Annotated in this window: 16 protein-coding genes; 10 read left to right on the top strand and 6 right to left on the bottom strand. The window is 53.1% G+C overall.

Translation table 11 applies throughout. The features are described from left to right. Window positions 1–12 precede the first annotated feature (12 nt). Complete coding sequence (locus tag ACI48J_RS11605) at window positions 13–963, bottom strand: ABC transporter permease (RefSeq protein ID WP_405082854.1); 951 nt, start codon at window positions 961–963, stop codon at window positions 13–15. Window positions 964–1,106: 143 nt separating this feature from the next. Between ACI48J_RS11605 and ACI48J_RS11600 the strand changes: the two genes are divergently transcribed. The 4 genes from ACI48J_RS11600 to ACI48J_RS11585 all read left to right on the top strand — a co-directional run bounded on the left by ACI48J_RS11600 (window position 1,107) and on the right by ACI48J_RS11585 (window position 6,932). After that, a complete protein-coding gene (locus tag ACI48J_RS11600) occupies window positions 1,107–2,945 on the top strand; it encodes a sensor histidine kinase (protein WP_405082853.1) in 1,839 nt (612 codons plus the stop codon). After that, window positions 2,926–4,545 (top strand): response regulator, encoded by a 1,620-nt coding sequence (locus ACI48J_RS11595; protein WP_405082852.1) that lies wholly within the window; start codon window positions 2,926–2,928, stop codon window positions 4,543–4,545. Before ACI48J_RS11600 ends, ACI48J_RS11595 begins: the two co-directional genes overlap by 20 nt. A gap of 99 nt (window positions 4,546–4,644) precedes the next feature. After that, window positions 4,645–6,306: an extracellular solute-binding protein gene (locus ACI48J_RS11590; protein WP_405082851.1), complete on the top strand. Its 1,662-nt coding sequence runs from the start codon at window positions 4,645–4,647 to the stop codon at window positions 6,304–6,306. Window positions 6,307–6,455: 149 nt separating this feature from the next. After that, window positions 6,456–6,932, top strand: a complete 477-nt coding sequence (locus ACI48J_RS11585) for a hypothetical protein (RefSeq protein WP_405082850.1) — start codon at window positions 6,456–6,458, stop codon at window positions 6,930–6,932. A 107-nt stretch (window positions 6,933–7,039) separates the two neighbouring features. Here ACI48J_RS11585 and ACI48J_RS11580 read toward each other — a convergent pair whose 3' ends face one another. Further along, window positions 7,040–7,540, bottom strand: coding sequence for an SRPBCC family protein (locus tag ACI48J_RS11580; protein ID WP_405082849.1), 501 nt, complete (start codon window positions 7,538–7,540; stop codon window positions 7,040–7,042). Window positions 7,541–7,969: 429 nt separating this feature from the next. Here ACI48J_RS11580 and ACI48J_RS11575 point away from each other — a divergent pair, with 429 nt between their 5' ends. After that, complete coding sequence (locus tag ACI48J_RS11575) at window positions 7,970–8,389, top strand: GNAT family N-acetyltransferase (RefSeq protein WP_405082848.1); 420 nt, start codon at window positions 7,970–7,972, stop codon at window positions 8,387–8,389. A gap of 211 nt (window positions 8,390–8,600) precedes the next feature. Here ACI48J_RS11575 and ACI48J_RS11570 read toward each other — a convergent pair whose 3' ends face one another. Further along, window positions 8,601–9,650, bottom strand: coding sequence for an NAD(P)/FAD-dependent oxidoreductase (locus tag ACI48J_RS11570; RefSeq protein WP_405082847.1), 1,050 nt, complete (start codon window positions 9,648–9,650; stop codon window positions 8,601–8,603). A 197-nt stretch (window positions 9,651–9,847) separates the two neighbouring features. Between ACI48J_RS11570 and ACI48J_RS11565 the strand changes: the two genes are divergently transcribed. The 4 genes from ACI48J_RS11565 to ACI48J_RS11550 all read left to right on the top strand — a co-directional run bounded on the left by ACI48J_RS11565 (window position 9,848) and on the right by ACI48J_RS11550 (window position 13,652). Then, window positions 9,848–10,639, top strand: coding sequence for an ABC transporter ATP-binding protein (locus ACI48J_RS11565; protein ID WP_405082846.1), 792 nt, complete (start codon window positions 9,848–9,850; stop codon window positions 10,637–10,639). Between the two features lie 4 nt (window positions 10,640–10,643). Next, window positions 10,644–11,564 carry an iron-hydroxamate ABC transporter substrate-binding protein gene (locus ACI48J_RS11560; protein WP_405082845.1) on the top strand — a complete coding sequence of 307 codons (921 nt, stop codon included), beginning with the start codon at window positions 10,644–10,646 and terminating at the stop codon, window positions 11,562–11,564. Between the two features lie 73 nt (window positions 11,565–11,637). Beyond that, window positions 11,638–12,648, top strand: coding sequence for an iron ABC transporter permease (locus ACI48J_RS11555; protein ID WP_326053684.1), 1,011 nt, complete (start codon window positions 11,638–11,640; stop codon window positions 12,646–12,648). Beyond that, window positions 12,645–13,652: a FecCD family ABC transporter permease gene (locus ACI48J_RS11550; RefSeq protein ID WP_405082844.1), complete on the top strand. Its 1,008-nt coding sequence runs from the start codon at window positions 12,645–12,647 to the stop codon at window positions 13,650–13,652. Before ACI48J_RS11555 ends, ACI48J_RS11550 begins: the two co-directional genes overlap by 4 nt. 255 nt (window positions 13,653–13,907) lie before the next feature. Here ACI48J_RS11550 and ACI48J_RS11545 read toward each other — a convergent pair whose 3' ends face one another. The 3 genes from ACI48J_RS11545 to ACI48J_RS11535 all read right to left on the bottom strand — a co-directional run bounded on the left by ACI48J_RS11545 (window position 13,908) and on the right by ACI48J_RS11535 (window position 19,913). After that, entirely contained in the window at window positions 13,908–14,546 is a 639-nt protein-coding gene (locus ACI48J_RS11545; RefSeq protein WP_405082843.1) for a class D sortase, read from the bottom strand. 127 nt (window positions 14,547–14,673) lie between these two features. Beyond that, entirely contained in the window at window positions 14,674–18,369 is a 3,696-nt protein-coding gene (locus ACI48J_RS11540) for a collagen binding domain-containing protein (RefSeq protein ID WP_405082842.1), read from the bottom strand. 395 nt (window positions 18,370–18,764) lie between these two features. After that, window positions 18,765–19,913, bottom strand: coding sequence for a response regulator (locus tag ACI48J_RS11535; RefSeq protein WP_405082841.1), 1,149 nt, complete (start codon window positions 19,911–19,913; stop codon window positions 18,765–18,767). A 244-nt stretch (window positions 19,914–20,157) separates the two neighbouring features. On the opposite strand from ACI48J_RS11535, the gene ACI48J_RS11530 reads away from it, so the two are divergent. Then, a complete protein-coding gene (locus tag ACI48J_RS11530) occupies window positions 20,158–23,289 on the top strand; it encodes an ATP-binding protein (protein WP_405082840.1) in 3,132 nt (1,043 codons plus the stop codon). Window positions 23,290–23,294: the final 5 nt, after the last annotated feature.

Here is a 23,294-nt window from a genome sequence, read left to right as displayed (position 1 = left end):
CTCGCTCCCTTTCTAGAAAATTCGGTACCCGGCAAACCGGTAGGCCAGTCTGTACGAGACCGCGATCAGGATCAGACTGATGAACGATTTGAACAGGCTGACGGCCGTGGCAAAGCTGAACTGCCCGCTGAGAAGACCTTCTCTGTACACGAACGTATCGATAATATCGCCCTGCCGGTAAATGAGTGGGCTGTACAGGTTGAACACCTGGTCAAAGTTCGCGTTGAGCACGTTGCCGAGCGCGAGAGTCGCGATCACGATCGTAATCGGGATGAGCGCGGGAATCGTAATGTAGAACGTCTGCTTCCAGCGTCCGGCCCCGTCTACTTCCGCAGCTTCATACAGCGACGGGTTAATGCCGGAGAGCGCCGCCAGGAAGATGATCGTATTGAAACCGAATTCCTTCCAGACGTCACTGAAAATGATCGTGAACCGGAACCAGCTGCCGTCTCCCAGGAAGAATATCGGCTTGATGCCGAACACGGCAACAAGAAACTGGTTGATAAGTCCGGTTTGAGCGAGCATATCGATCAAGATTCCCGAAAGCGTCACCCAGGACAGAAAGTGCGGCAAATAGACGAGCGTTTGAATCGTTCTTTTCAGCGCCATTTTCCTCACTTCGTTAAGCAGCAAAGCAAAGAAAAACGGAATGATCAGATTCATGACCATTTTCGAACAAGCGAAGAACAACGTGTTCCACGTAATTTTTAAAAAATAATCGTTTTCCCACATATACCGGAAATGTTTCAATCCGACCCAGGGAGAGCCCGAAATCCCCAGCGCCGGTTTATAATCCTGGAAAGCCATAATAATCCCCGACATGGGGATATACGAAAATATAAACACGAGAACAGCCGCCGGAAGGACCATCAAATGCAGGATCCATGGCTGCTTGCAGCCTTTTTTTCTGTCTGTGCGCCGGGCTATCCCGGCATTCGCCTGCCGTACCGCGTTAGCTTCCATCGCTCTCTCCCGCCCCAAAAATTATTTTGTGTGTTCGATGAATCTCTGCTATAAATAGTAGCAAGTATTTCGGAAAGCTGACTATAGTACAATGTTAGGCTTCCATAGGGATTTATTAGGGGCAGGGTCTGGAGGAGATCGGAATGGGTTTGGGATTAACGGGAATGGTTACGAAAGTCCGGGGAAAAGCGCGGTACAGATTCCGTCTGTTTGCCAAAATGAACACCTTGATCATCGTTCTTTTTATCCCGATTATTCTTGTGTATACGTATTCAAACGACGTGACTTTCAATGTCGTAAGCACAGAACTGCAGAAGTCCAGCACCAAGCAGCTCACGTTTTTGTCCGGTCAGATCGATTCGCGCATTAGTCAGATGATGGATTTCAGCCTGGTCTTTGCGAAAGATCCGAATGTCAGTAAATTCAACGGATTGAATATATGGGAAGACCGCTACGACCGGATGCAGACGCGGTATGTCATTCAGGAGAAAATGGCGCTCCAGTCGAGGGTGACCGACATTTGGCCGGCCCGGTACGCGGTCTATTCCCAGCAGAACAAAGACGTCATCTCCAATTACAAATCTCCGGCTTTCGACGAGGAATATTTACAGAACAACAGGAGCGGGAAATGGACGTACGGGGACGGAAGCGGCAAAGCTCCGGGAGGGCTGAACGCTTTTTACTGGTTCTATAATGACTCTCTGGCCCAGCCCGGCATGTTGACGGGCAGCAGTCTCGTCGTCGAGGCGAGCTTCAGTTATGAGAATATCCAGAATATGCTGGATACCTACAAAGCGGGCGGACAAGGCGATCCGTTTTTTTACCATAAAGGGGATACCCCGATCTTGAACCGCAGTGCGGATAAGCGCCTGTCGGAGCAATTGATAGTCTACCTGGACGAGCATTCTCCCGACACTACGGCGCAGCATGTCGTCAAGCTGGACGGCAAAAATTATCTGGTCAGCTCCGTAAAATCGTCCTACCTGGATTGGCATCTGGTTGATGTGGTTCCGCTCGATCAGATCCTGGGACCCATTTCGTTCAGCCGGAATCTGTTCTACTTCTCGATGTTCCTGCTGTTCGTTGTCGGCATTTCGGCCTCGATTCTGCTGTACCGGAACGTCCAGAAGCCGATTCTCAAGCTGATCAACGGACTGCGCCGTGTTCAGCGCGGAGACTATTCCGTCCGCCTGCATACCCGGGACCATAACGAATTTTCGTTCCTGTTCTACCGGTTTAACGATATGTCCCGCCAGATCCAGGACCTTATCGAGAACGTGTTCAACGAGAAAATACGTGCCCGGGAAGCGACGCTCAAACAGCTTCAGGCTCAAATTAATCCTCATTTCCTGTATAACTGCCTGGGCTACATTATTAACATGGCCCAGATGAAAGATGAGGAAGCCGTCGTCGCGATGGCTTATAATTTGAGCGCCTATTACCGCTATACCACACGGATGGAACGGGAGACAGCCTCTCTCGAAGAAGAGATCAAGCTGATTGTCAACTATCTCGATATCCAGAAGCTCCGGAACGGCCGGATCGACTACCGGATCGAGATTCCCGAAGACATACGCAGCCAGTCCGTTCCGCGCCTGATCCTCCAGCCGATTGTGGAAAACTCCGTCATTCACGGAGTCGGCAAATCCTATGCCTCCGGCGAAATCCGGATCACCGGCGAGATATCGGACGGCTTCTGCAAAATCTATGTCGATGACGACGGACCGGGATTGAGTGCCGAGCAGGAGTCGGCGCTGAACCGGAAAATGCGGGAGCCTCTGCAGGAAGAAATGGGCTGCGGCTTGTGGAACACGAATCAGCGCATCATGCACCAATTCGGCAGCCGGTCTTATCTGGCTTTCGTCAAATCGCCGCTTGGCGGACTCCGGACCGAAATCGTCTGGGAGATTCCTCCTGCCGCACAAACATCCGACTATTCGAGACCTCAAGGAGACCTTAAACATGCAAATGATCATTGTTGACGATGAAGCCCACTGGGTAGACAACTTGTCGCTGCACAAGCCGTGGCACGAACTCGGAATCGAACAGGTGCACCGGGCTTACTCCGCCGGCGAGGCGCTGCAGATCATCGATACTCATCCGATCGACATCGTAATCTCGGACGTTCAGATGCCCGAAATGACCGGCATCGAGCTGATCGAACGAATAAGAATCCGCGACAAGAAGATGAAATGCATCATCCTGTCCGGACATTCGGAATTCGAATACGCCAAAAAAGCGCTCCGGCACAACGCCGTCGATTATCTGCTTAAGCCGCCGACCGACCGGGAGCTGTTCGGCGCCGTCAAAACCGCGATGGATCAGCTTAGCGCCGAATGGGAGCTGATCAGCTCACTGGAGCGCACCCGGCATACGCTGCGCGAGAATTTGCCTATTCTGCGCGGACAGTTTCTGCTCGATGCCCTGCAAGGCCGCCGTCTGTCCACGGACGAATGGTACCGGAAGCTCAGCGACTACGGGCTGCCGTTCCATTTTGAGAACAGCGCGTTAATGCTCGTCAGGCTCGAAGAAGAATTCGGCCGGTACAAGAACAACGGACAGCCCTTGATCGAATATGCAATCATGAATATGGCCGAGGAGATCATGGGCGAATTCATGGAAGTGTGGGGCGTCAAGGAGGAGCACGGCTATCTTGTGTTTCTCCTGCAGCTAAAAGAATCCGCCGGCGGCGCCGGACAAGAAACCCTCCTGGAGAAGCTGTCCCAGCAGCTCCAGCACAAAGTGAAGCAGTTCCTGAAAGGCTCCCTCTCCATCGTCATCACGGAATGGTTCCCCTTTCCGGAGCAGCTGCCCGACCGTTTCCGGCAGGCTTCCGCCTATTTCCGGGAAATCGTCGGCGACGAACGGGATTTCGTTGTACGCGTCAACGAAGTCGACCACACGCCGGCGCAGGGGCCGCTGAACGCGCTGTACGTCCCCCCCTCCTTCATTAACCTGTTGGAGGCCGGCCATTGGGATGCGGCGGAAGCCAAACTGGCGGCCGTTTGTACGGAGCTGGAGGAGAAATGGCCGGAATCCTGGGAGCACTGCATGGAAGCCGGATTCCTCATCTCCGCATCCTTCAGCAATCTCGCCCACCGCAGCGGCTATACGCTCACGAAGCTGCTCGGGACAGAAGATATGGAAGCGCTGCAGAGCGGAGAGGCTTTTGTCACCATCAAAAAACTCGGAAAATGGTCGCTAGGCGTGCTCAACAAGCTCAAAGAAGTCAGCTCCAGCAGCGTCAAGGACAGCCGCTCGCAGTACGTGAAGAAGATACAGGAGTATGCGGATAAACATTTGCACGAAGACGTCTCCCTGCGGGCTTTGGCGGACCATATCAATTTGCATCCGACCCATTTGTCCAAAATATACAAGATCGAGACGGGCGAAGGCATCAGCGATTATATCTCCCGGCTTCGCATGGAACGCGCCTGCCATCTGCTCAAGGCCACCGGCAAGAAAGTGTATGAAATCAGCATGGAAATCGGCTACATGGACCCGGCCTATTTTATCAAAGTGTTCAAGCGCCATTTCGGGGTTACCCCCCAGGAATACCGGGACGGGGCTTTATTACCATGACAGATTCCTATCGAAACTAACAAACTCATATAGATGCTTTCCCCGGAAAGTTGATACAGTAACACATGTAAGGATCACACAAGTAGGGGGAAATGAAGAATGGTCAAGTTCAGGAAATTGGGATCGGTTCTCATCACGGCGGGACTTGTCACGCTTACGGCCTGCGGCGGGGCATCCAATGACACATCGAAAGGCAGCACCGCTTCCTCCGGAGCCGAAGCCGCCTTCTCCAAAGGAAAATATGATCCGCCGATTGAAATCAGCTCGGTGCTGATGCCCAAGAAGTACGTTCAGGGCGACACCAAGGAGAACAACGTCCACGACCGCTGGATGCTGGAAACGTTAGGCATTAAACATAAGGATACCTGGTATCCGGCCAATGATGACCAATATAAGCAAAAGCTGCAGCTTGCGATCGCTTCGGGTGAAAAACTGCCCGACTTCGTATCCGTGCCGACCAATCCGGTACTGACCAATCAGCTCATCGATTCCGGCCAGTTCATGCCGATTGACGAGCTTTTCGACAAATACGCCAACAAAATTTTAAAAGATCATTCCGCAGCGCATCCGGAATTATGGTATCCGTTCACAAGAGGCGGCAAGAAATACAACATGCCCATTCTCGAGTATACCGACAATGACGACACCCTGCTGTGGCTTCGCGAAGACTGGATGGAAAAGCTGAACCTTCAGGCGCCTAAGACGATTGCCGATCTGGAAAATATCATGGACAAATTCAAAAACCAAAATCCGGACGGTCTCGCTCCGAAAGATGTTTTTCCGCTTGCGATATCGCTGAAAAACAATACGAACACTTGGATGGGTTCGCTTGACTGGCTGTTCGGCGCTTACGGGACGATCCAGGAGCAGTGGAACAAGGACGCTTCCGGCAGCCTTGAATACGGCTCCACCAACCCCGGTGCCAAGGAAGCCCTCGCCAAGCTGAAAGAGTGGATGGACAAAGGCTACATCCACACGGATTCCGCTTTGTGGGACGAAGCCAAATCGGCGGAAAGCTGGACCAAGGGAACCGCGGGCATTCTGCCCGGAGCCAACTGGGTACCGGACTGGCCCGCGCCGGATCTGCTTAAAAACGTAAAGGGCGCTAAATATAAAGCCTATCCGATCCCTGCCGGACCTAACGGCCAAATCGGGACGAAATGGCAAAATTCCGGCGTTAACGCCAGTATTATGATCAACAAAGACGCCAAACATCCGGAAGCGATTTTCCTGTATTACAACTACCTGCTCGACAATCTGGCTAACCCGGCAGCCGGAAGCAAATATGAATACGGCTTTGCAAAAGGCTACGACTGGGATCTCATCGACGGGAAACCGACCAGCGACAAAGAGAAAATCAAAAATTTCTCCAATGAGTTCCCGTTCTTGACCGGTCCTGCCCGAATTCCGGATCTGTATATGAAAACGCTCGTGAAGCTCGCCGACGGTAAAACACCGGAGACCCCTTACGAGAAGCAGATGGCCGAATTCCGCAAACCGGAAAACTGGGCGGCTGCCAAAGTCGTCATGTCCCAGAAGGACATCCGCAAGCAGAACTATTTTACAGGCGCGGCTACGCCGACGATGGTATCCAAATGGAACCTTCTCCGTCAATCGGAAATGGAAACGTTCAACAAAATTATTTACGGCAAACTGCCCATTACGGCTTTTGACGAATTTGTCGCCAACTGGAAAGCAAACGGCGGCGAGCAAATTACGAAAGAAGTCAACGACTGGTATAAGTCGGTCTCGTCCAAGTAGTCTTTTAACTGAAAAAAACCCGGCAGCGGATCGACGATCTGCTGCCGGGTTTTTGGTTTGGTTAGATTTATTTTGTGCATTAAGAATTAGAGAAGCTGTTGAACACATATATCCATAAAAGGTTTACTATTCCATCTCAGGAGGTTAAAATGCCTAGTACTTTTCAAGATATGAAGAACAGCGTTGAAACAGGATGGGACATTGTACTTTGGTCCGAATCCTATGGTCCCGGAGATTTTGCTGTATTAGCCGCTTGCGTGTATTTAGGTTGCGCCCAGGCTTATCTTGGTCAGCGTTTAGAAGATCTTGTCAAAAAAGTCGGGGCCGACGCAGTTAAACAAGCCTTGAGCAATAAAGGGAAAATATTCGGAGCGGGAGAATTTGAAGTTTCGGCTGGAGATGCCTATTGGAGCACCTATATTAAAGTGTGGAATCCTTTTAAAAGAAGACATGAAAAAATAACGGTGGACCGTTACATCCGTTTGTATGTCAGAATGAGAAGAAAACATCGAGAAGGATTTGCTGCATTTACACCCAGTCCCGAATATCAGGAATATACTCATCTTCCGGACTATTCCGGCGGGCCGGTTTATCCGGTTGGCTACGATGGAAGATTAAAACTATGACTGCTTTTCAAAGCGGGAGTCCGGAATTCACCTCGGGGCTCCCGCTTTTTTGCCGTGCATCTAATGCCGTCCTTACCGGTCCGTCCCGCATCCCCTCCTATACCGTCTCAGTTCCCCTGCCTGCCCTCTTCGGCAAGAAACGTATCCACGTGACGGGAGTATTTCTCGTACCATGCTTCCCATTCCTTCTTCCGGGAGGGGATTTCCTCTCCGTCCAGCAGGAGCCGGATCACCTCCAGGCATACGTGCCAGCCTGCGAGATCTTTCGGAGTGTGCGCGGTTATGGCTTGCAGCTTTTCGGTCAAAACCAGCCGGCAGCCTTCCGATTCAGGATACAGCTCAAAGCGGACCCGGTCCTCTCCCCACGTATATTCAAGTACGGAACAGAGTTTAACCTCCAAAATGTCCAGCTTTATAAAGCTGCCGTCCGGCATGTTGAATCGGATAAATCCGCCTTCACGCAGCTCCCCTGTCTCCAGCTCGGAAAACCAGCGGGACAACTTGTCATTCTCCGTAAGCATGGACCAAACCGCCTCGGCGGAATGCCTGAAAGAACGGTCAAAACGTGCGACGTATCCGTCCGGGGCTTTCTCAAGAATCGCCAGCATGATAATCTCCTCCTGGTTACTCCACAATTTCAGATCATTTCAATGACAGCCGTCTGACCGGTTGTCCTTCTGTTAGTGTATCAGCCGGAGATGTAAAAACAAAATGGTTAAACATTTTCGAACCCTATCTTCTTTTCAAAATAAAATTAATAATGGATTATACCATACAGTCATCAATCTACCAGATATAGTAATTAAAATCATCCAGCGAAGCGGCTCGTACGCCGCTTACTTACCTAAAAAGCACCGCTTTGCGCGGTTCTTTTTTGATTTTACGGGAGGAAGCCGGAATTTCTAAACTAAAAGTTTAAAGTGTTAAGATAATGTTTATGTACGCCGACTTCCTAAAATCCACCACGATATCACCGCTTCCTTATCACTTGCATCTATGTTGTATAGTGAGGATATAAAAAGAAAGGAGAGGTGGATATGAACGTTAGTTATGAGCGGCCAAGCCCCGTGGAGTATGCCGAGTTGAGGAGATTCGCAGGGTTAGCTCCCTTGGAAGAAGCCGCAGCCGCGGCCGGTTTGAACGGCTCCATTTTCTCGGTTGCTGTGCGTGACGAGAATTCACGGCTCTTGGGAATGGGAAGAATCGTCGGGGATGGAGCCTGCTATTTTCAAGTGGCGGATGTACTGGTGCATCCTTCTTGCCGGGATCAAGGAACTGGTATCGAAGACACGCTTATGAAGGAAATTGTCCTTTACCTGGAAAAGAATACGTCCGAAGGTTCCCAGGTGATTGTCATCTCGGATACGCCGGGAATCCGGTTGTACCAATCGTTCGGGTTTAAGCTTATGTATCCGGACTTTTACGGCATGTCGAAAACTTCCCGGCAGCCCGTTTAAAAAAGCATGGAAGATTAGTCTGCGGGGGGCGTCTCGGTTCGCTCCTGTGTGCAAAAGCATGCCCGGCGTGTCCGAGATTCCCCTCTTCTCATAGAACGGCCGCCCGGAGAAACTTGTCCCCGTACGAGTAAAAGGTTCCTGAACCTGCCTTGAGAACAAGGCGGTACACGAACCTTTTGGGTCTTGCATCCCGTACCGGAACGTATCGCTCCTACCCCATCATCTGCTTCACAAGCTCGCGGTTCCGCTTCTTGAATATTTCGTTGTGGGAGGAAACCATGCCGGTTTTGTCCGAGCCGGGCTGGATATACTGCTTCGCCTGGTTGACCGCATTCGCCGCATCTTGGAAAGCGCCGGCGATTAAATGCAGCTTGCCGTCATGCTTCAAAATATCCCCGGCCGCATAAAGGCCTTCCACTGTCGAGACGCTTGAAGCATTGCCCGCAATGTAGAAATCGTCCGCAAGCTCAATATCCAGCCCGCTGCTTTTGAGCAGAGTGCTGTCCCGTTCATAGCCGTGATTGATGATCACTTCATCGACCGGCACCTGTGTAAGCTCACCCGTCAGGTGATTCGTCAGTTCGACATACTCGATAATGTCGTGGCTGGAAGCGGCGATCAGCCTCGTGATCGACGAATTCAGGAAGCAGACGGCGGATCCTTCCATCAACTGCTTAACCTGCGCTTCATGCCCGGTTAACGCATCTTTGCGGTGAGTCAGATATACCTGCTGCGCTACGGATTCAAGCTCGTTCGCCCAGTCGACCGCCGAATTTCCGCCCCCGGAAATGATCACCGTCTTGTCCTTGAAGCGCTGCAGCGATTTCACCGTGTAGTTCAAGTTCGCAACCTCATACCGCTCCGCTCCCTCGATTTGCAGCCTTTGCGGCTTCAAGATTCCTCCGCCGACAGCCACGATCACCGTTTTGGAATAATGCGTTTGCCCGGAAGCGGTATGTAAAACAAAATTTCCTTCCTCGTTGCGGTTAATCGATTCCACCTTCTCATTCAGCACCACTTCGGGACGGAACGTCAATCCCTGTTCCACCAGCTTTTCAATGAGCTGGGCCCCGGTAAGAGGCGTATGTCCCCCGACGTCCCAAATCATCTTCTCCGGGTACACATGAATTTTCCCGCCCAAATGCGGTTGAAACTCGATGATCTTCGTTTTGAGTTCCCTTAATCCACTATAGAAAGCGGAGTAGAGACCCGCCGGTCCCCCTCCAATGACGGTCACATCGAATAGTTCTTTCTCGTTCATGTACCCTCACTCCTTGCCTTAGAGTTGTGATTGATTATCATTCTCAATAAAATATACGACCTTTTTTTGAATTTTACAAGTCAAAATGCGGGTTGACAAATGTTTTGTCCCCCTTTAAAGTATGTTATGAGATGACGATGATAATCATTATCAATTAATTCGGTCTTTATTTTTACACAGCTACTGGGGGTTGCATCATGGTTCGCCTATATACAGATGAACTGAATATCGGGTATGGGGAACGTTTAATCGTTAAAAATTTGAGCGTATCGTTTCCCGACCAAAAAATCACGACGATTATCGGCGCCAACGGCTGCGGCAAATCGACCCTGCTGAAAGCCGCTACCCGGATTATTTCCCATCAGTCGGGCTCTATCCTTCTGGACGGCGAACTGATTTCCAAGGAAAACACTAAAATTTTGGCCCGAAAAATGGCCATCCTCCCCCAGTCCCCGGAAAGCGCAAACGGGCTTACGGTCGGCGAACTCGTATCCTACGGCCGGTTTCCGTATCAGACGGGCTTCGGCCGGTTATCGAAGAAGGACTACGAGGTCATCGATTGGGCGCTGGAGGTCACGGGCACGAATGAATTCAAGTACCGCCCCGTCGACGCCTTATCGGGAGGACAGCGGCAGCGTGTCTGGATCGCCATGGCGCTGGCTCAGGAGACGGACATTATTTTCCTCGACGAGCCCACCACGTACCTCGATATGGCGCATCAGCTGGAAGTTCTTGAGCTTCTGCAAAAGCTGAACCTGGAGCAGGGACGCACTATTGTCATGGTCCTTCACGACCTCAACCAAGCTGCCCGGTTCGCCGACTATATCATCGCCCTTAAAGACGGCGAAGTCGTAAAAGCCGGGAATTGCGAAGAAGTAATAAGCCATGAAGTTCTGAAGCAAGTGTTTCAGATCGACGCGGAGATCGGCCGCGATCCGCGTACGAACAAGCCGATGTGCTGCACCTATAATTTAATAAAAGGAGATTGACAGCATGAAAAAACTTCTGCTACCCATCCTGCTCGTTCTGGTTCTCGCTCTATCCGCCTGCGGTGCCAAGCGGGAAACCACCGCCGATAAAGGAGGCGCTGCGGACAACAAGCAGCCTGCTACCATCACCTACCAGTCCGAAAGCGGTCCGGTTGAAGTTCCCGCAAATCCCCAGCGTATTATCGTGCTTTCGTCCTTCACCGGCAACGTGATGGCACTCAACGTAAACCTGGTGGGCGTGGATTCCTGGTCCAAAAAGAATCCCCGTTTCGACAAATTAAAGGACGTTCAAGAAGTTTCCGACGAAAGTCTGGAGAAAATCATCGAACTGAAGCCGGATCTGATCATCGGTCTCTCCAATATCAAAAACGTCGACAAGCTGAAGCAGATCGCCCCCACCGTTACCTTTACATACGGAAAAGTCGATTATCTCACGCAGCATCTGGAGATCGGCAAACTGCTCAATAAAGAAAAAGAGGCCAAAGCTTGGGTCGACGATTTCAAAAAACGGGCGGCCAAGGCCGGGGACGAGATTAAAGCCAAAATCGGAGCGGATAAAACGATTTCCGTCATTGAAAGCTTCGACAAACAGCTGTACGTCTTCGGCGATAACTGGGGACGCGGCACGGAAATCCTCTATCAGGAAATGAAGCTGAAAATGCCCGATAAAGTGAAAGAAATGGCGCTCAAAGACGGCTACTACGCTTTGTCGGCCGAAGTTCTGCCGCAGTATGCCGGCGATTATGTCATCTTCAGTAAAAATCCGGACGCCGATCATTCGTTCCAGCAGACGGAAACGTACAAAAACATCCCGGCGGTTAAAAACGGCCATGTGTTCGAAGCAAACGCCAAAGAGTTTTACTTCAACGATCCGCTTACCCTCGATTATCAGCTCGATTTCTTTATCAAGAATCTCGGCAAATAAGCAGCGCCATCCTGAAGGGATTCTTTCTCGAAAGAATTCCTTCTTCCATTCCAGTACAGAAAAGATGAGACGGATGAACAAACAAAACCCGCGTATCCTACCTTTTTCATACAAGCTTGCGGCAGGTATCTTCGTATTTGCCGGCCTGTTTATGGCGGCTATGCTTTTCGGCGCGGCCGACGTCACCGTAAAGGATGTCTGGCTTGCTCTCACCTCTTCCTCAACGGACGGGCAGATCACCCTGCTCCGGGAAATCCGGCTTCCCCGCGAGGTTGCCGCCATATTCGTTGGCGCGGCACTGGCCGTATCCGGCGCGGTCATGCAGGGCATGACCCGCAACCCGCTGGCCGACCCGGGCCTGCTCGGCTTAACCGCCGGCGCGAACGCCGCGCTCGCCTTCACGATCGCGTTCGTCCCAGCGGTGGGCTACTTCGGCATCATGGCGGCTTGCTTCGCCGGATCCGTCATCGGGGCCGGACTCGTTTTCGGCATCGGGATGCTCAAAAAAGGCGGATTCTCTCCGCTCAGAATCGTACTGGCGGGCGCCTCCGTATCCGCCTTCCTGTACGCCGTTTCCGAAGGAATCGGGCTTGTTTTCAAAATCTCGAAAGATGTGTCCATGTGGACCGCAGGCGGTCTGGTCGGTACGACCTGGGGCCAGCTTCAGGCCATCGCCCCTTTTATCGCGGCAGGGATACTTGTCGCACTTGTTCTGTCGAAGCAGCTCACCATTCTCAGCTTGAGCGAGGAGGTTGCCGTAGGGCTGGGCCAGAAGACGCTCCGGGTGAAAGCGGTCCTTTTTGTGGTCGTCGTTCTGCTCGCCGGCGCTTCCGTCGCTCTCGTCGGAAATATGGCGTTTATCGGCCTGCTGGTCCCCCATATCGTCCGTGCCGTCGTCGGAACCGACTACCGGCTCATCTTACCCATGTCGGCCGTATGCGGCGCGTCTTTCATGCTCTTCGCCGACACGCTTGCGCGGACCATCCATGCCCCTTACGAAACGCCTGCGGCCGCGATCGTAGCTATGATTGGCCTGCCTTTCTTCCTGCTCATTGAACGCAAAGGAGGGAGAACCCTGTCATGATTCATCCTTCTCTAATCCGAAAACAGCGGCTTCTGGTCGCAGTCACTATCGTGCTTATTGCGTTAACCATTTTGATCGGAATGGGCCTGGGGTATTCTTCTTTGTCGTATGACCGGCTGCTTCCCACCCTGCTTGGGCAAGGCTCTTTCAAAGAAAATTTTGTGTTGTTCTCCATACGGCTGCCGCGGATTATCATTACCCTTCTGGCGGGAATGGGACTTGCCCTGTCCGGAGCGGTTCTCCAGGGCATTACCCGCAACGACCTGGCCGATCCGGGTATTATCGGGATTAATTCCGGCGCCGGCGTCGCCATTGCCGTTTTCTTTTTATTCGTTCCGATCGATCCCGGATCTTTCGTCTATCTGCTGCCTGTCGTCGCTTTCCTGGGCGCTCTGATCACCGCCTGCCTGATCTACCTGCTGTCGCACAGCCGCAAAACCGGCCTGCAGCCCGTAAGGCTCGTGCTGATCGGCGTAGGATTCTCCATGGCCCTGTCCGGCGTCATGATTGTGATCATCTCGTCCGCGGAACGGGTCAAGGTCGATTTTATCGCGAAATGGCTGGCCGGAAGCATCTGGGGAGCGGACTGGCCATTCATCGGGGCCATTCTCCCTTGGCTGGTTCTCCTCATCCCGTTCGTCCTGTACAAAGCCAACCGCCTGAACCTGCTCGGCATGAGCGAAAGCGTGGCGGTCGGCGTCGGCGTCGCGGTCGAAAAGGAGCGGGCCGCCTTGCTGCTTGCTGCCATCGCACTGGCGGCCTCCGTTGTTTCCGTAACGGGCGGCATCTCCTTTATCGGTCTTATGGCGCCTCATATTGCAAAATCGCTCGTAGGCCCGAGAAACCAGATGTTTCTCCCGCTCGCCATCCTGCTCGGAGGCTGGATGCTTCTCGCTGCCGATACGATCGGCCGTAATATTATCGAACCCGACGGCATCGCGGCGGGGATTATGGTCGCCTTGATCGGCGCTCCTTATTTCATCTATTTATTGCTCAAAAAATAAAAGAAACCCGTCAGCGCAGAGGCTGACGGGTTTCTTTGTGCCCGGATTCGGTAAGGCGCCGAGCTCCTTACTCATTTCAGACGATCGGGGCCGGTCTGTTCCGGCAAGTCTGGCGGGAAAGTTTAGAAAGCCGCCCGGTTCAGTTGCTTTTCGCTCTATAAATCGGGTTCCGATCCAGCCGGTAGAGAGCTCGCAAAACGTCCCCGGAAGCGTTTATTCGGGATCGGGTTTCCGCCCCCCAGTACGTAAAGGTTTCTACACAGCCCGTGACTCGATCAGTGCCCCCTTGACGATCATCCGGTGGGTCGGATTTTTCATCGGGTGGCAAGTTATGAGTGTAATTTCACTATCCTTGCCGTTGCCTTGAAGGACCTCCACCTGATGCGGCAGTACGTACCGCTTCTCTTTGACTTGGTAAATGAACTTACCGGAGGACGTGTCCACTTCAATCGTATCGCCGACGGCGACTTCATCCAGCCGGTTAAAGTTTTTCCCGTAAGCGAAGTTCCGGTGACCGGCAATGGCATAGTTTCCGACTTGCCCCGGCTTCCCCGTATTGGAAATGCTTGCGAGAGAAATCTTCAAGTTTTCTGTAGTGGCGTCTGTCAGAACCGGGAGCTTCAACTGGATTTTGTCGATCACCAGAACCCCTTCCACGTGTTTACCGCCCGCCGCAAGTGAAATCGGATCTTCCGACGCGTTTGGAGCTTGTCCGGCAGAAGGAGCGTCTGTTTCGTTTTCCGGTTCCGATTGGTCGATAATCCTTAAATTGGCCTGCCACTGCTCCAGCAGCCTGCTCTGCTGTATATTTTCGTATCGGTCCCGCAGAGTCGGATACAGAAAAACAGCGATGCCAAGGATCACGCACAGCAGGGGGAGTATCCGTTTTGTCATCTGAACGCCCCTCTTTGACTTCAATTTTGGTCCCGCTTCTTTCCCCGTAGAAAAACCCTCTAAGCAAACCCGTTTAGTCTCTAAACAAAGTCTACTTAAAGGGTATCCATCCTTCAATAGCCGCCTTTTATTTTTTTAGGGCTAATTTTCTTCTCCAAAGCAGTCCGAGCACAATTAAAACGATACCTGCGGCTTGTACACTCCAACGGCCGGTTTCACCCGTTTGAGGAAGTACGGCGGCCGGTGGTTTTCCTTGGCCGGGAACCGGCTTTGTCTGCACCGTGATATCCAGAAGCGCAAGGATCGTCTCGTTGCCTTGGCTGTCCTTGACTGCTACGGTAAAGCGGTCCTTGCCTGTATAGCCCGCATCGGGGGTATACGTCCAACGGCCGTTTTCGTCTATCGTCACTTTGCCGTGTTCCGGGTGCTTGCCGATCGACGGCTTCTGCCCTTCCGGTACATCGACTTTTCCTACGATAGGCGTATCTTTGTCCGTTGTGACTTTACCTTCCACCGGAGAGGACGTTGGCGCCGGAGTTGGCGTCTCCGACGGTGCCGGTGCCGGCGTCTCCGACGGTGTCGGCGCAGGTGTCTCCGACGGTGTCGGCGCAGGCGTCACCGATGGTGTCGGCGTCGGTGTCACCGACGGTGTCGGCGTTGGTGTCACCGACGGTGTCGGCGTTGGCGTCTCCGATGTATTATCGGACGGGGACGACGACGGTGTCGGTGTTGGCGTCACCGACGGTGTCGGTGTTGGTGTCACCGACGGTGTCGGTGTCGGTGTCACCGGCGGTGTCGGTGTTGGCGTTACCGGCGGTGTCGGTGTTGGCGTCACCGGCGGTGTCGGTGTTGGTGTCACCGGCGGTGTCGGTGTCGGAACGGACACCTTCGCATTCGTCACATTCAGCGTGAAGCCCGCTGTGGAATTAATCGTAACGGGACGGTCCGTGTTGTCAAGCACATAACCGGACGGCGCCGATTTTTCTTTGATGATATAATCGCCGGCCAGCAGCTTTTTAAAGATCAAAGTGCCTGTCGAATCCGTTGTTCCGCTATCAATCAGGGAACGCGAGTTTCCGGATTTGCGGTACAGTTCGAACACGGCACCCTGAAGCAAGTGCGAAGAGTCGGCCGCATCCGTCTTTTTGACGGTAAGGGAACCTCTGATCCCGCTGCCCGTGCCGGAACCGCTGGATACTCCGACGATGATGCTGTCGGTGGTTTCCTTCGATACCACGCTTACGTTATTTCCGCTAAAGCTGACTTTGTTGGAAACCGTATCCCGATCGTTCGCAACGATTAAGGACTGATACTCCAGAACGTATGGCGCTGTAATTTCGTGGAGGAAGCTTAGCTCGAACGTCTGCTTGCCTTCGTCGTCCGTCAATATCGTAAGATTGTAATCATTCCCTTTGACAGCCTGAGTGCTTTTGACAACGTCTCCGTTAGCGGCTACAGTCGTCGTGTACAGCTTGAAAGATTCAGGCAGCAGCAGTTGGTTCTCCGTAGGCGTATCTACGATTTTCGCGTCCGCTACCGTTGATTGTCCCCGGTTGATGTTGATGATCCAGTTGATCTTGTCCCCGTTCTGGGAACCGGCTTTGTTGACGTACTCGCCGCCTTTCGGAATCGTCACCTTGGCGGTCAATTTCTCCGATACGGGAGCGGCAGCGTCGAACAATTCCGCCGTATTGCTGACCGTACTGTCGATAAGCTCCCCGTCCAGACTCGTTTTATAGACGATATAGAACGGAGCGGAGGATGGCTTAAGAAGCGTCACCGCCAGCTTATTCGCACTGTCAACCGAGTAGCTGTACTCGGAGCTGTCGATGATCGTACCCATGGAAGGATTTCCGTTCGCTGCAATATTCATCGTATACAGAGCAAGCGAGCCGGAGACCAGGGTCTGCTTCGATTCCAGGAGGTCTTCGACACTCGGGCTTGTGAGAGGCTTTCCGTTGTAGTTGACGCCGATTGTCCAGCTTAACTCCTTCTTCGAAGCATTGTACGTACCGTTTTTGAATCCGTTGTTTTTAGCCTCGCTGCGCGGGGTGAAAACAGCCGATACGGACTTTGTTTGCGCTGCGGATGTGCTGTCCTTCCACGTGATGTCCGCATTGTTCACAAAGTTCTTCGTGCTGCCCGGAGGCGTAATCCAATCGAAATTGTACTCCGTTTTGTAGCTGATCGTGACGGTCTCCGAAAGAGGACCCGCGAAGGTCAGCTTAAATCCGGAATCTTCCGTTACCGTACCGTCCAGCGTGTAGTCGGCAGGGCTGTTCAAAACCGCGCTTCCCTGCTTGACTTTAAACGTGCCGGGTACGATCTTCATTCCCTTATTCGGGAACGCATCCGTAATGACGACTTCGCTCATGGGCTGTTTATCGCCGTTTATCGTCAAGGTCCATGCAGCCGTTTTGTCCTGATAGTTAGCGCCATCCATGGTTTTGACCAGTACGACCTGCTTGACGGGACGGTTCCCTGTCGCACTGTCGCCGCTTCCGGACGTCACTTTGTTGTTAACGGTTCCGTCTGCAATCACGCGGTCGGCGGTTTTGGTCTCATAAGTAATTTTATAGGCGCCTGTTACCGGCTGATTGAATTGCAGCTTAAATCCGTTCTTACCGGCAGCGGAGGCGGATGTCACCGTATAATCGCCGGCCGGAATTTCGCCGCCGACCGTTTCGTTGCCGGCGTTATCCAGCGCAACCGGGTACACTTTGACCGAGTTCGCTACCAGTTCATGGACATCGTCGAACAAATCGGTCAGAACGGCGTTCGCTTGGGTTATCGCTCTCTCGTTGTAGTTATACTTGATGGCCCAGCCGATCGTTTGAGTGGCCGAGTCGTAGCTTACGGAACTCTTGCTGAGCGCGCTTCCGCGCTGCACGGTTACGGTCGCGCTCGCGCTGACCGCACTCTGATTGCCGCCCTTAAACGTGGCCGTGTTGTTGAATGTCGCCGGCGAGCCGTCCGTTACGGGCGTAGTAAATTGAACGCGGTACGCGGTCGTGATAGGGCTGTCGGCAAAACTCACCTTTACCGTGCCGCCCGATGTGTCCAAGGTATACTTGCCGGGATCGACAAGCGCTCCCTGAACGACCGTTCCGTCCAAATTTACGTCCAGGTTATAAACCGCGGCTGTAACCGGAACGGAAAGTCCCGCCGGAAGCGGATCAGTCATCACCGCATTTTCGACGGATTTTAATTCTTTGTTAACGTCCACGGTCCAATCGATGTTTTTAGCGTTGTATCCCTGGGGAACACCGCTTTTTCCGATTGTCGAGGCAACGTTAGGTTTAAACTGGAGCGAAATGACCTGCTCTCCGCCTTTAATCGGAATTTTAATTTTCTGAAGGGTCGAGCCGGTTATCTTCTGTGTGTCAAACTGGGTTTGGATCGTTAAAATCCCGCGTACGTCATCGTGTGTCTCTATGTAGGAGTTGAAGGTCATCACTATTTGACGGGTATCCTTGTTGACCGTAAACGAACCCACATCGTCGGTTTCAATGAGAAGAGGTCCGCTTATGTTGTTGAAAAGAAGAAACTCCGCAGGCAGGGTGAAACGGAACGTATCCCCGTCCTTGTAACCGTGCCCGTCAGGCAGAGACCAATGATAATCCACCTGCACTTTGGAGCCCTGCTCGTAAACATTGTCAGTCACGACGTTACCGGCCTTGTCGTACACCGCCAAGGTTACGCTGTCCAAAATAGATCCGTTAATATCGGCCGCATTCGCCGCGCTCCACTGGCCGAATCCGTTAAAAACCTGGACGAAGACCAGCAGCGCAACTAGGGCAGCGCTAATTTTTTGCTTCAGCATGAACGTTTCACGCCTCCAATCCCTCATTTATTTGCTGAAGTCAATATCACCTTATGTTTGTAGTTAACTTGCAAGAGGATCGATCACCTGCACCGTGCAGGAAGAAGACTCCGAGACGCTGAAGACGTCCGGCTCCTCATCTCTTCGGACAAGTGAATACAAAGTGGACAGAGACTTCAACGGTGATTGTTTTGCCGTCCGGCATCATCAGGGTCTGATCTCCTGCTTCTCTCCTTTCTCCCGATCGGTTTATGCCGCAAAAAGGCACACTTTGTATTGTAGCGCGCCCATCTCGACAAAATCTGAACAACGGGGCGGCACAAAAAAACCGGCCTGTATACTCAGCCCGGTTGGTTCCTGATAAGCGTCTTGCCGAAAAAAAGACGGCCTCCTGTTCAAAGCACACTTGCGGCGCCTTCCCTCCACTCTTCCATCCACCTTTGAACGGAACCCTCGGGAAGCACGTCCATTTCTTTGAGCAGCGCGCCCAGCCGTTCGAATTGCTCTTCTACGGCCTTGCGGTCCCTGAGAGAAGCATACAGCTTCATCAGCGGGAAATAGCTGCCTTCGAAGTGCGGGTATTTCTCCTGCATCCGGCTGTAAACCATGACCGCTTTATTAACCTCGCCATGACCGGCATAAAATTCTCCCAGCTTCCTTGCATGTTCGATCCACAAAATGCGCAGCCGCTGCCGCTCATTCTCCGCCCAGAGATAATCGCAATCCGCCATAAAGTCTCCGGGATACAGATCCAGTATCTTGCGATGCTCCGCCGCATTGCCGGTATGAACGGCTTCCAGCCGGCTCAGATCCCGCTCCCATTCCTCCGAGTCGATCCGGATGTCTCCGGCATCCAGCATGTAACCCTCTTTTAGGTTCATACTCCGGATTCCGATATCCGTTCCCGTATGTTTTAACGCCTGCCGGATATGATAGATCGTGGTATACAGATGAGCGGCCGCTTTCTTGGCCTCCAAATCCGGCCAGAACATCTCAAGCAGGTCGCTTTTACGAATAAGCTGTCCACGGTGGTGAAGCAAGTAGGCGAAGAGCTCCTGCGCTTTGGCCGTGCGCCATTTCAGCCTCTCTACGGTACCGTTCCGGCGTTCGAATTGTATCGTCTGCAGCAGACGAATCCGCATGGGGCGGGACGAATCGTCCGCACGGTTGCTGCGTAAGATCCGCGCGTTATCCGTAAGACGGCGGACGGTTTTTAAGAGCCGTTCCTTGCGCAGCGGCTTCATCAAATAATCGACAGCGTTCAAGTCAAACGCCTGAACCGCGTATTTATCGTAGGCCGTAACGAATACGATGTCCAATTCCGGACAAACCTCCTGCAGAAGCTCGGCCGCTTGTATCCCGGATTTACCGGGCAGATGTATATCGAGAAACGCTATATCCGGCTGCAGCCCTTCGGCCTGGGCTATCGCTTCTTCGGGGTCCGAATAGGAACCCGCTACCTCAATCCCCGGGATTTCTTCCAGCATGCGGTTCATCTGCAAAGCGGCAAGAGGCTCATCTTCCAGAATTATCGCTTTTAACATCCTCAGTCCCTCCGAATCAGACTCTATTCTTTCATTCGAACTTATGTACCTTATCGGACTTACCTCATGTTGGGATAGATAGGCTTTTGATCCATATAATAAAGGACTTCGCCCCCTCTTCTCTACCATATCAGAAATGAAAGGAGTCTTCCTAACTATTTTTATAGGGCCAAAAGAATCATTTACCGAAAACGCATCTTGAAATGAGAAAGGATTTTAAGGAAATTTGTAGAAATGCAACTGAATGAAAACCTACAAATTCAGAGTGTTTATCTGGGTGTTTCTTTTTTTCCTGTCGCTCGGCGGACTGCGTCTGACCTGGTCCCAAATGACCTCTATTCCCGCTCATCCTCCGGCCGTTAAAGGATCGCTCAATTTGCAGAACTGGGATTTTGCCGAAAATCCGCTGGTAACGCTTGACGGCGAATGGGAATTTTATCCCAATCAACTGATTCCTTTCGAAAGCGGTCCGGCGGCGCCGGCGAGGATGCAGGTTTTGCAGGTTCCCGGTTCCTGGGAGCAGGCCTTTGCCGCGGAAGCGAAAGACGGCTACCGCTTCGGCAGTTACCGGCTGCGTGTGTCTCTACCCCGTGATACGAAGCTGACATTCAGCATCCGCTTGCCCGATATCCGCTCCGCTTCCGGAGTGTTCGTAAACGGCCAGCCGATCCATTATATCGGCCGGCCGGCGGAGACAGGCGAGGGCTTCATCCCGGGCTACCGACCCGCCTCCGTCACGTTTACGGCGGACAGCGGCCAAGCGGATCTGATCATTCATGCAGCCAGTCCGTCCTATATGAAAGCCGGAGGCATTACGGGTTCGGTCCGTTTCGGTGAAGAGGGCGCCCTGACGCGCACCGTATGGATCGGCATCGGCTCACAGCTTGCCATCGCCCTCGTTCTGCTGATCCACTCGGCCTATGCGGTGCTGCTTTATTTGATCGGCGCGCAGCGCAAATCCGTCCTCACATTCGCTTCGCTGGGTCTCTTTGCGGCGGTCGCCGTACTTTTGGACGACGGCAAACCCCTGGCCGTCTGGCTCAATATGGATTACGAAACCGCCACGAGGACGATATTGATCGCCTACACGGGAATTGCCCTTTGCCTCATTCAACTCGCAAGACTGTGGTTTCTCAAACAGACCGGCAAACGGATTTTTAGAATGCTTCAGTTTGTTTATGTCCTGTACACCTTGTTCATTTTGTTCGCGCCCGCTTATATGGTTTCCCGCTCTTCTTTGTTTTTAACGTTATCCGGCTTGTCGACGGATCTCGTCTTTCTTGTCCTTATGCTGAGAACGGTAAAAAGGGAGAAGGAGGACGGCATGTTTCTGCTGCTCGGGATTACGGCGGTCGTCTCCAACGTGTTCTGGGCCGCCATAGAGCCGGTAACCGGTCCGGAACCGGATTTTTATCCGCTTGACCTGCTTGCCGCTTTGTTTGCGCTTGCCGCCTACTGGTTTAAACGTTATTTCCGCACTTCCGCCAGGACGGCGGAGCTTGCCGAAAGATTGCAAAAGGAAGACAAACGGAAGGATGACTTCCTCGCTAACACCTCCCACGAACTGAGGAATCCGCTGCACGGAATTTTGAATATGGCTCAGACGGTTCTCCACACAGAGCAGGACAGGCTTACGGAGGACAGCAGAAAAAACATGGAACTGCTCTTGGCGGTCGGGCAGCGGATGTCTCTGCTGCTTAATGATTTGCTGGACATCACGTTATTGAAAGAAAACCGCGTCCGCCTGCAGCCGAAGGAGCTGACAGTTCAGTCCGTCGCGGCCGGCGTGGCCGATATGCTGCGTTATATGACCTACGGCAAGCCCCTGGAACTGAAGCTGGATATTCCCGAAACATTTCCGCCCGTCTTTGCGGATGAGAACAGGCTGACCCAGATCCTGTTTAATCTCGTTCACAACGCTATTAAATTTACGAACGAGGGGACGATTGTCATCGAAGCGCGGGTCCGGGACGGTCACGCCGAAATCCGGATTGCGGACACGGGAATCGGTATCGACGGGCGGCAGTTGGTCCGCTTATTTCAGCCCTACGAGCAGGCCGATTCCGGGATTACCTCACCCGGTGGAGGGTTGGGGCTCGGTCTGGGCATCTGCAAAAGCCTGGTGGAACTGCACGGCGGTGTGCTCGAAGCTTCCTCCGTGCCCGGGCAGGGCAGCGTATTTTCTTTTACGCTGCCTTTCGCGGAGCCGTTCCGGGCCGCTGCCTATCCGGCTTATCCCGCCGGACCGGACTTGAACGGTCCCTTCGGGCACGCTCCCCAGTCCCCCGTTCCCTTAGCGGCCGCCGAAGAAGAACTGTCCGCAGCCAGCCCGGCCGGACAGGCCGCGCAAACCGCCCGGCAAGAGCAGACCGGATGGCCGGAGATGCTGCCGAGTATTCTCGTCGTCGACGATGATCCCGTCAACCTGACGGTGCTTCGCAACCTGCTGGCATCCGAAGGCTACCGCGTCGAAACGGCAGCAAGCGGCAGAGAAGCTCTGTCCCTGTTGGACGGAAACGGTTGGGACCTCGTCATCAGCGACGTCATGATGCCGCTCATGTCCGGCTACGAACTGACCCGGAGCATCCGCGGCAGGCATACGCTGGCCGAGCTGCCCGTCCTCCTGCTTACGGCACGGAGCAGCCCGCAAGATATAACGGCGGGCTTCCTGGCAGGCGCGAACGATTATGTCACGAAGCCGCTGGGAGCTTACGACCTGAAGGCGCGGGTCCGCTCCCTGATCGGCCTCAAACTGTCGGTTGAAGAACGGCTGCGTATGGAAGCCGCATGGCTGCAGGCTCAAATCAAGCCGCATTTTTTCTTCAACACGATAAACTCCATCTCCATCCTCAGCGAGATCGACCCGGCAAAAATGAGGTCGCTTCTGGAGGAATTTTCCGCATACTTGCAAAACAGCTTCGACTTTCAAAACTCGGAGCAGCTTATTCCTCTTCAGAGAGAGCTGGAGCTTGTCCGCTCCTATCTCGCTGTAGAAACCGTCCGCCACGGAAACAGGCTGGGCATCCAATGGGAGATCGATGACATTCCCGGGCTCAGACTTCCGCCTCTATCCATTCAGCCGCTGGTTGAAAATGCGCTCATCCACGGCGTGCTTGACAAAAAGTCGGGAGGCGTTATCCGGATCGAAGTGAAAAATCGCGAAAACGGGACGGAAGTCCGTGTTACGGACAACGGCATGGGGATGGACCCGGCAATCCTGGAGAAGCTCCAGGGCGTCCACGCCGGAGAAAAGCGCCGGGGAATCGGACTGGCGAACACTGACCGCCGGCTGCGGCACATGTACGGCAGGGGATTGACGCTCAAAAGCTCTCCCGGTCTCGGGACCGCCGTTTCTTTCTTCATCCCCGCCAATTAAATGTC

It is taken from the genome of Paenibacillus chitinolyticus (genome assembly GCF_045038035.1).
Lineage (GTDB): Bacteria > Bacillota > Bacilli > Paenibacillales > NBRC-103111 > Paenibacillus_F > Paenibacillus_F chitinolyticus_A.
The sequence above is the reverse complement of the archived record's forward strand: the minus strand, read 5'-3'. Positions and strand labels throughout refer to the sequence as shown.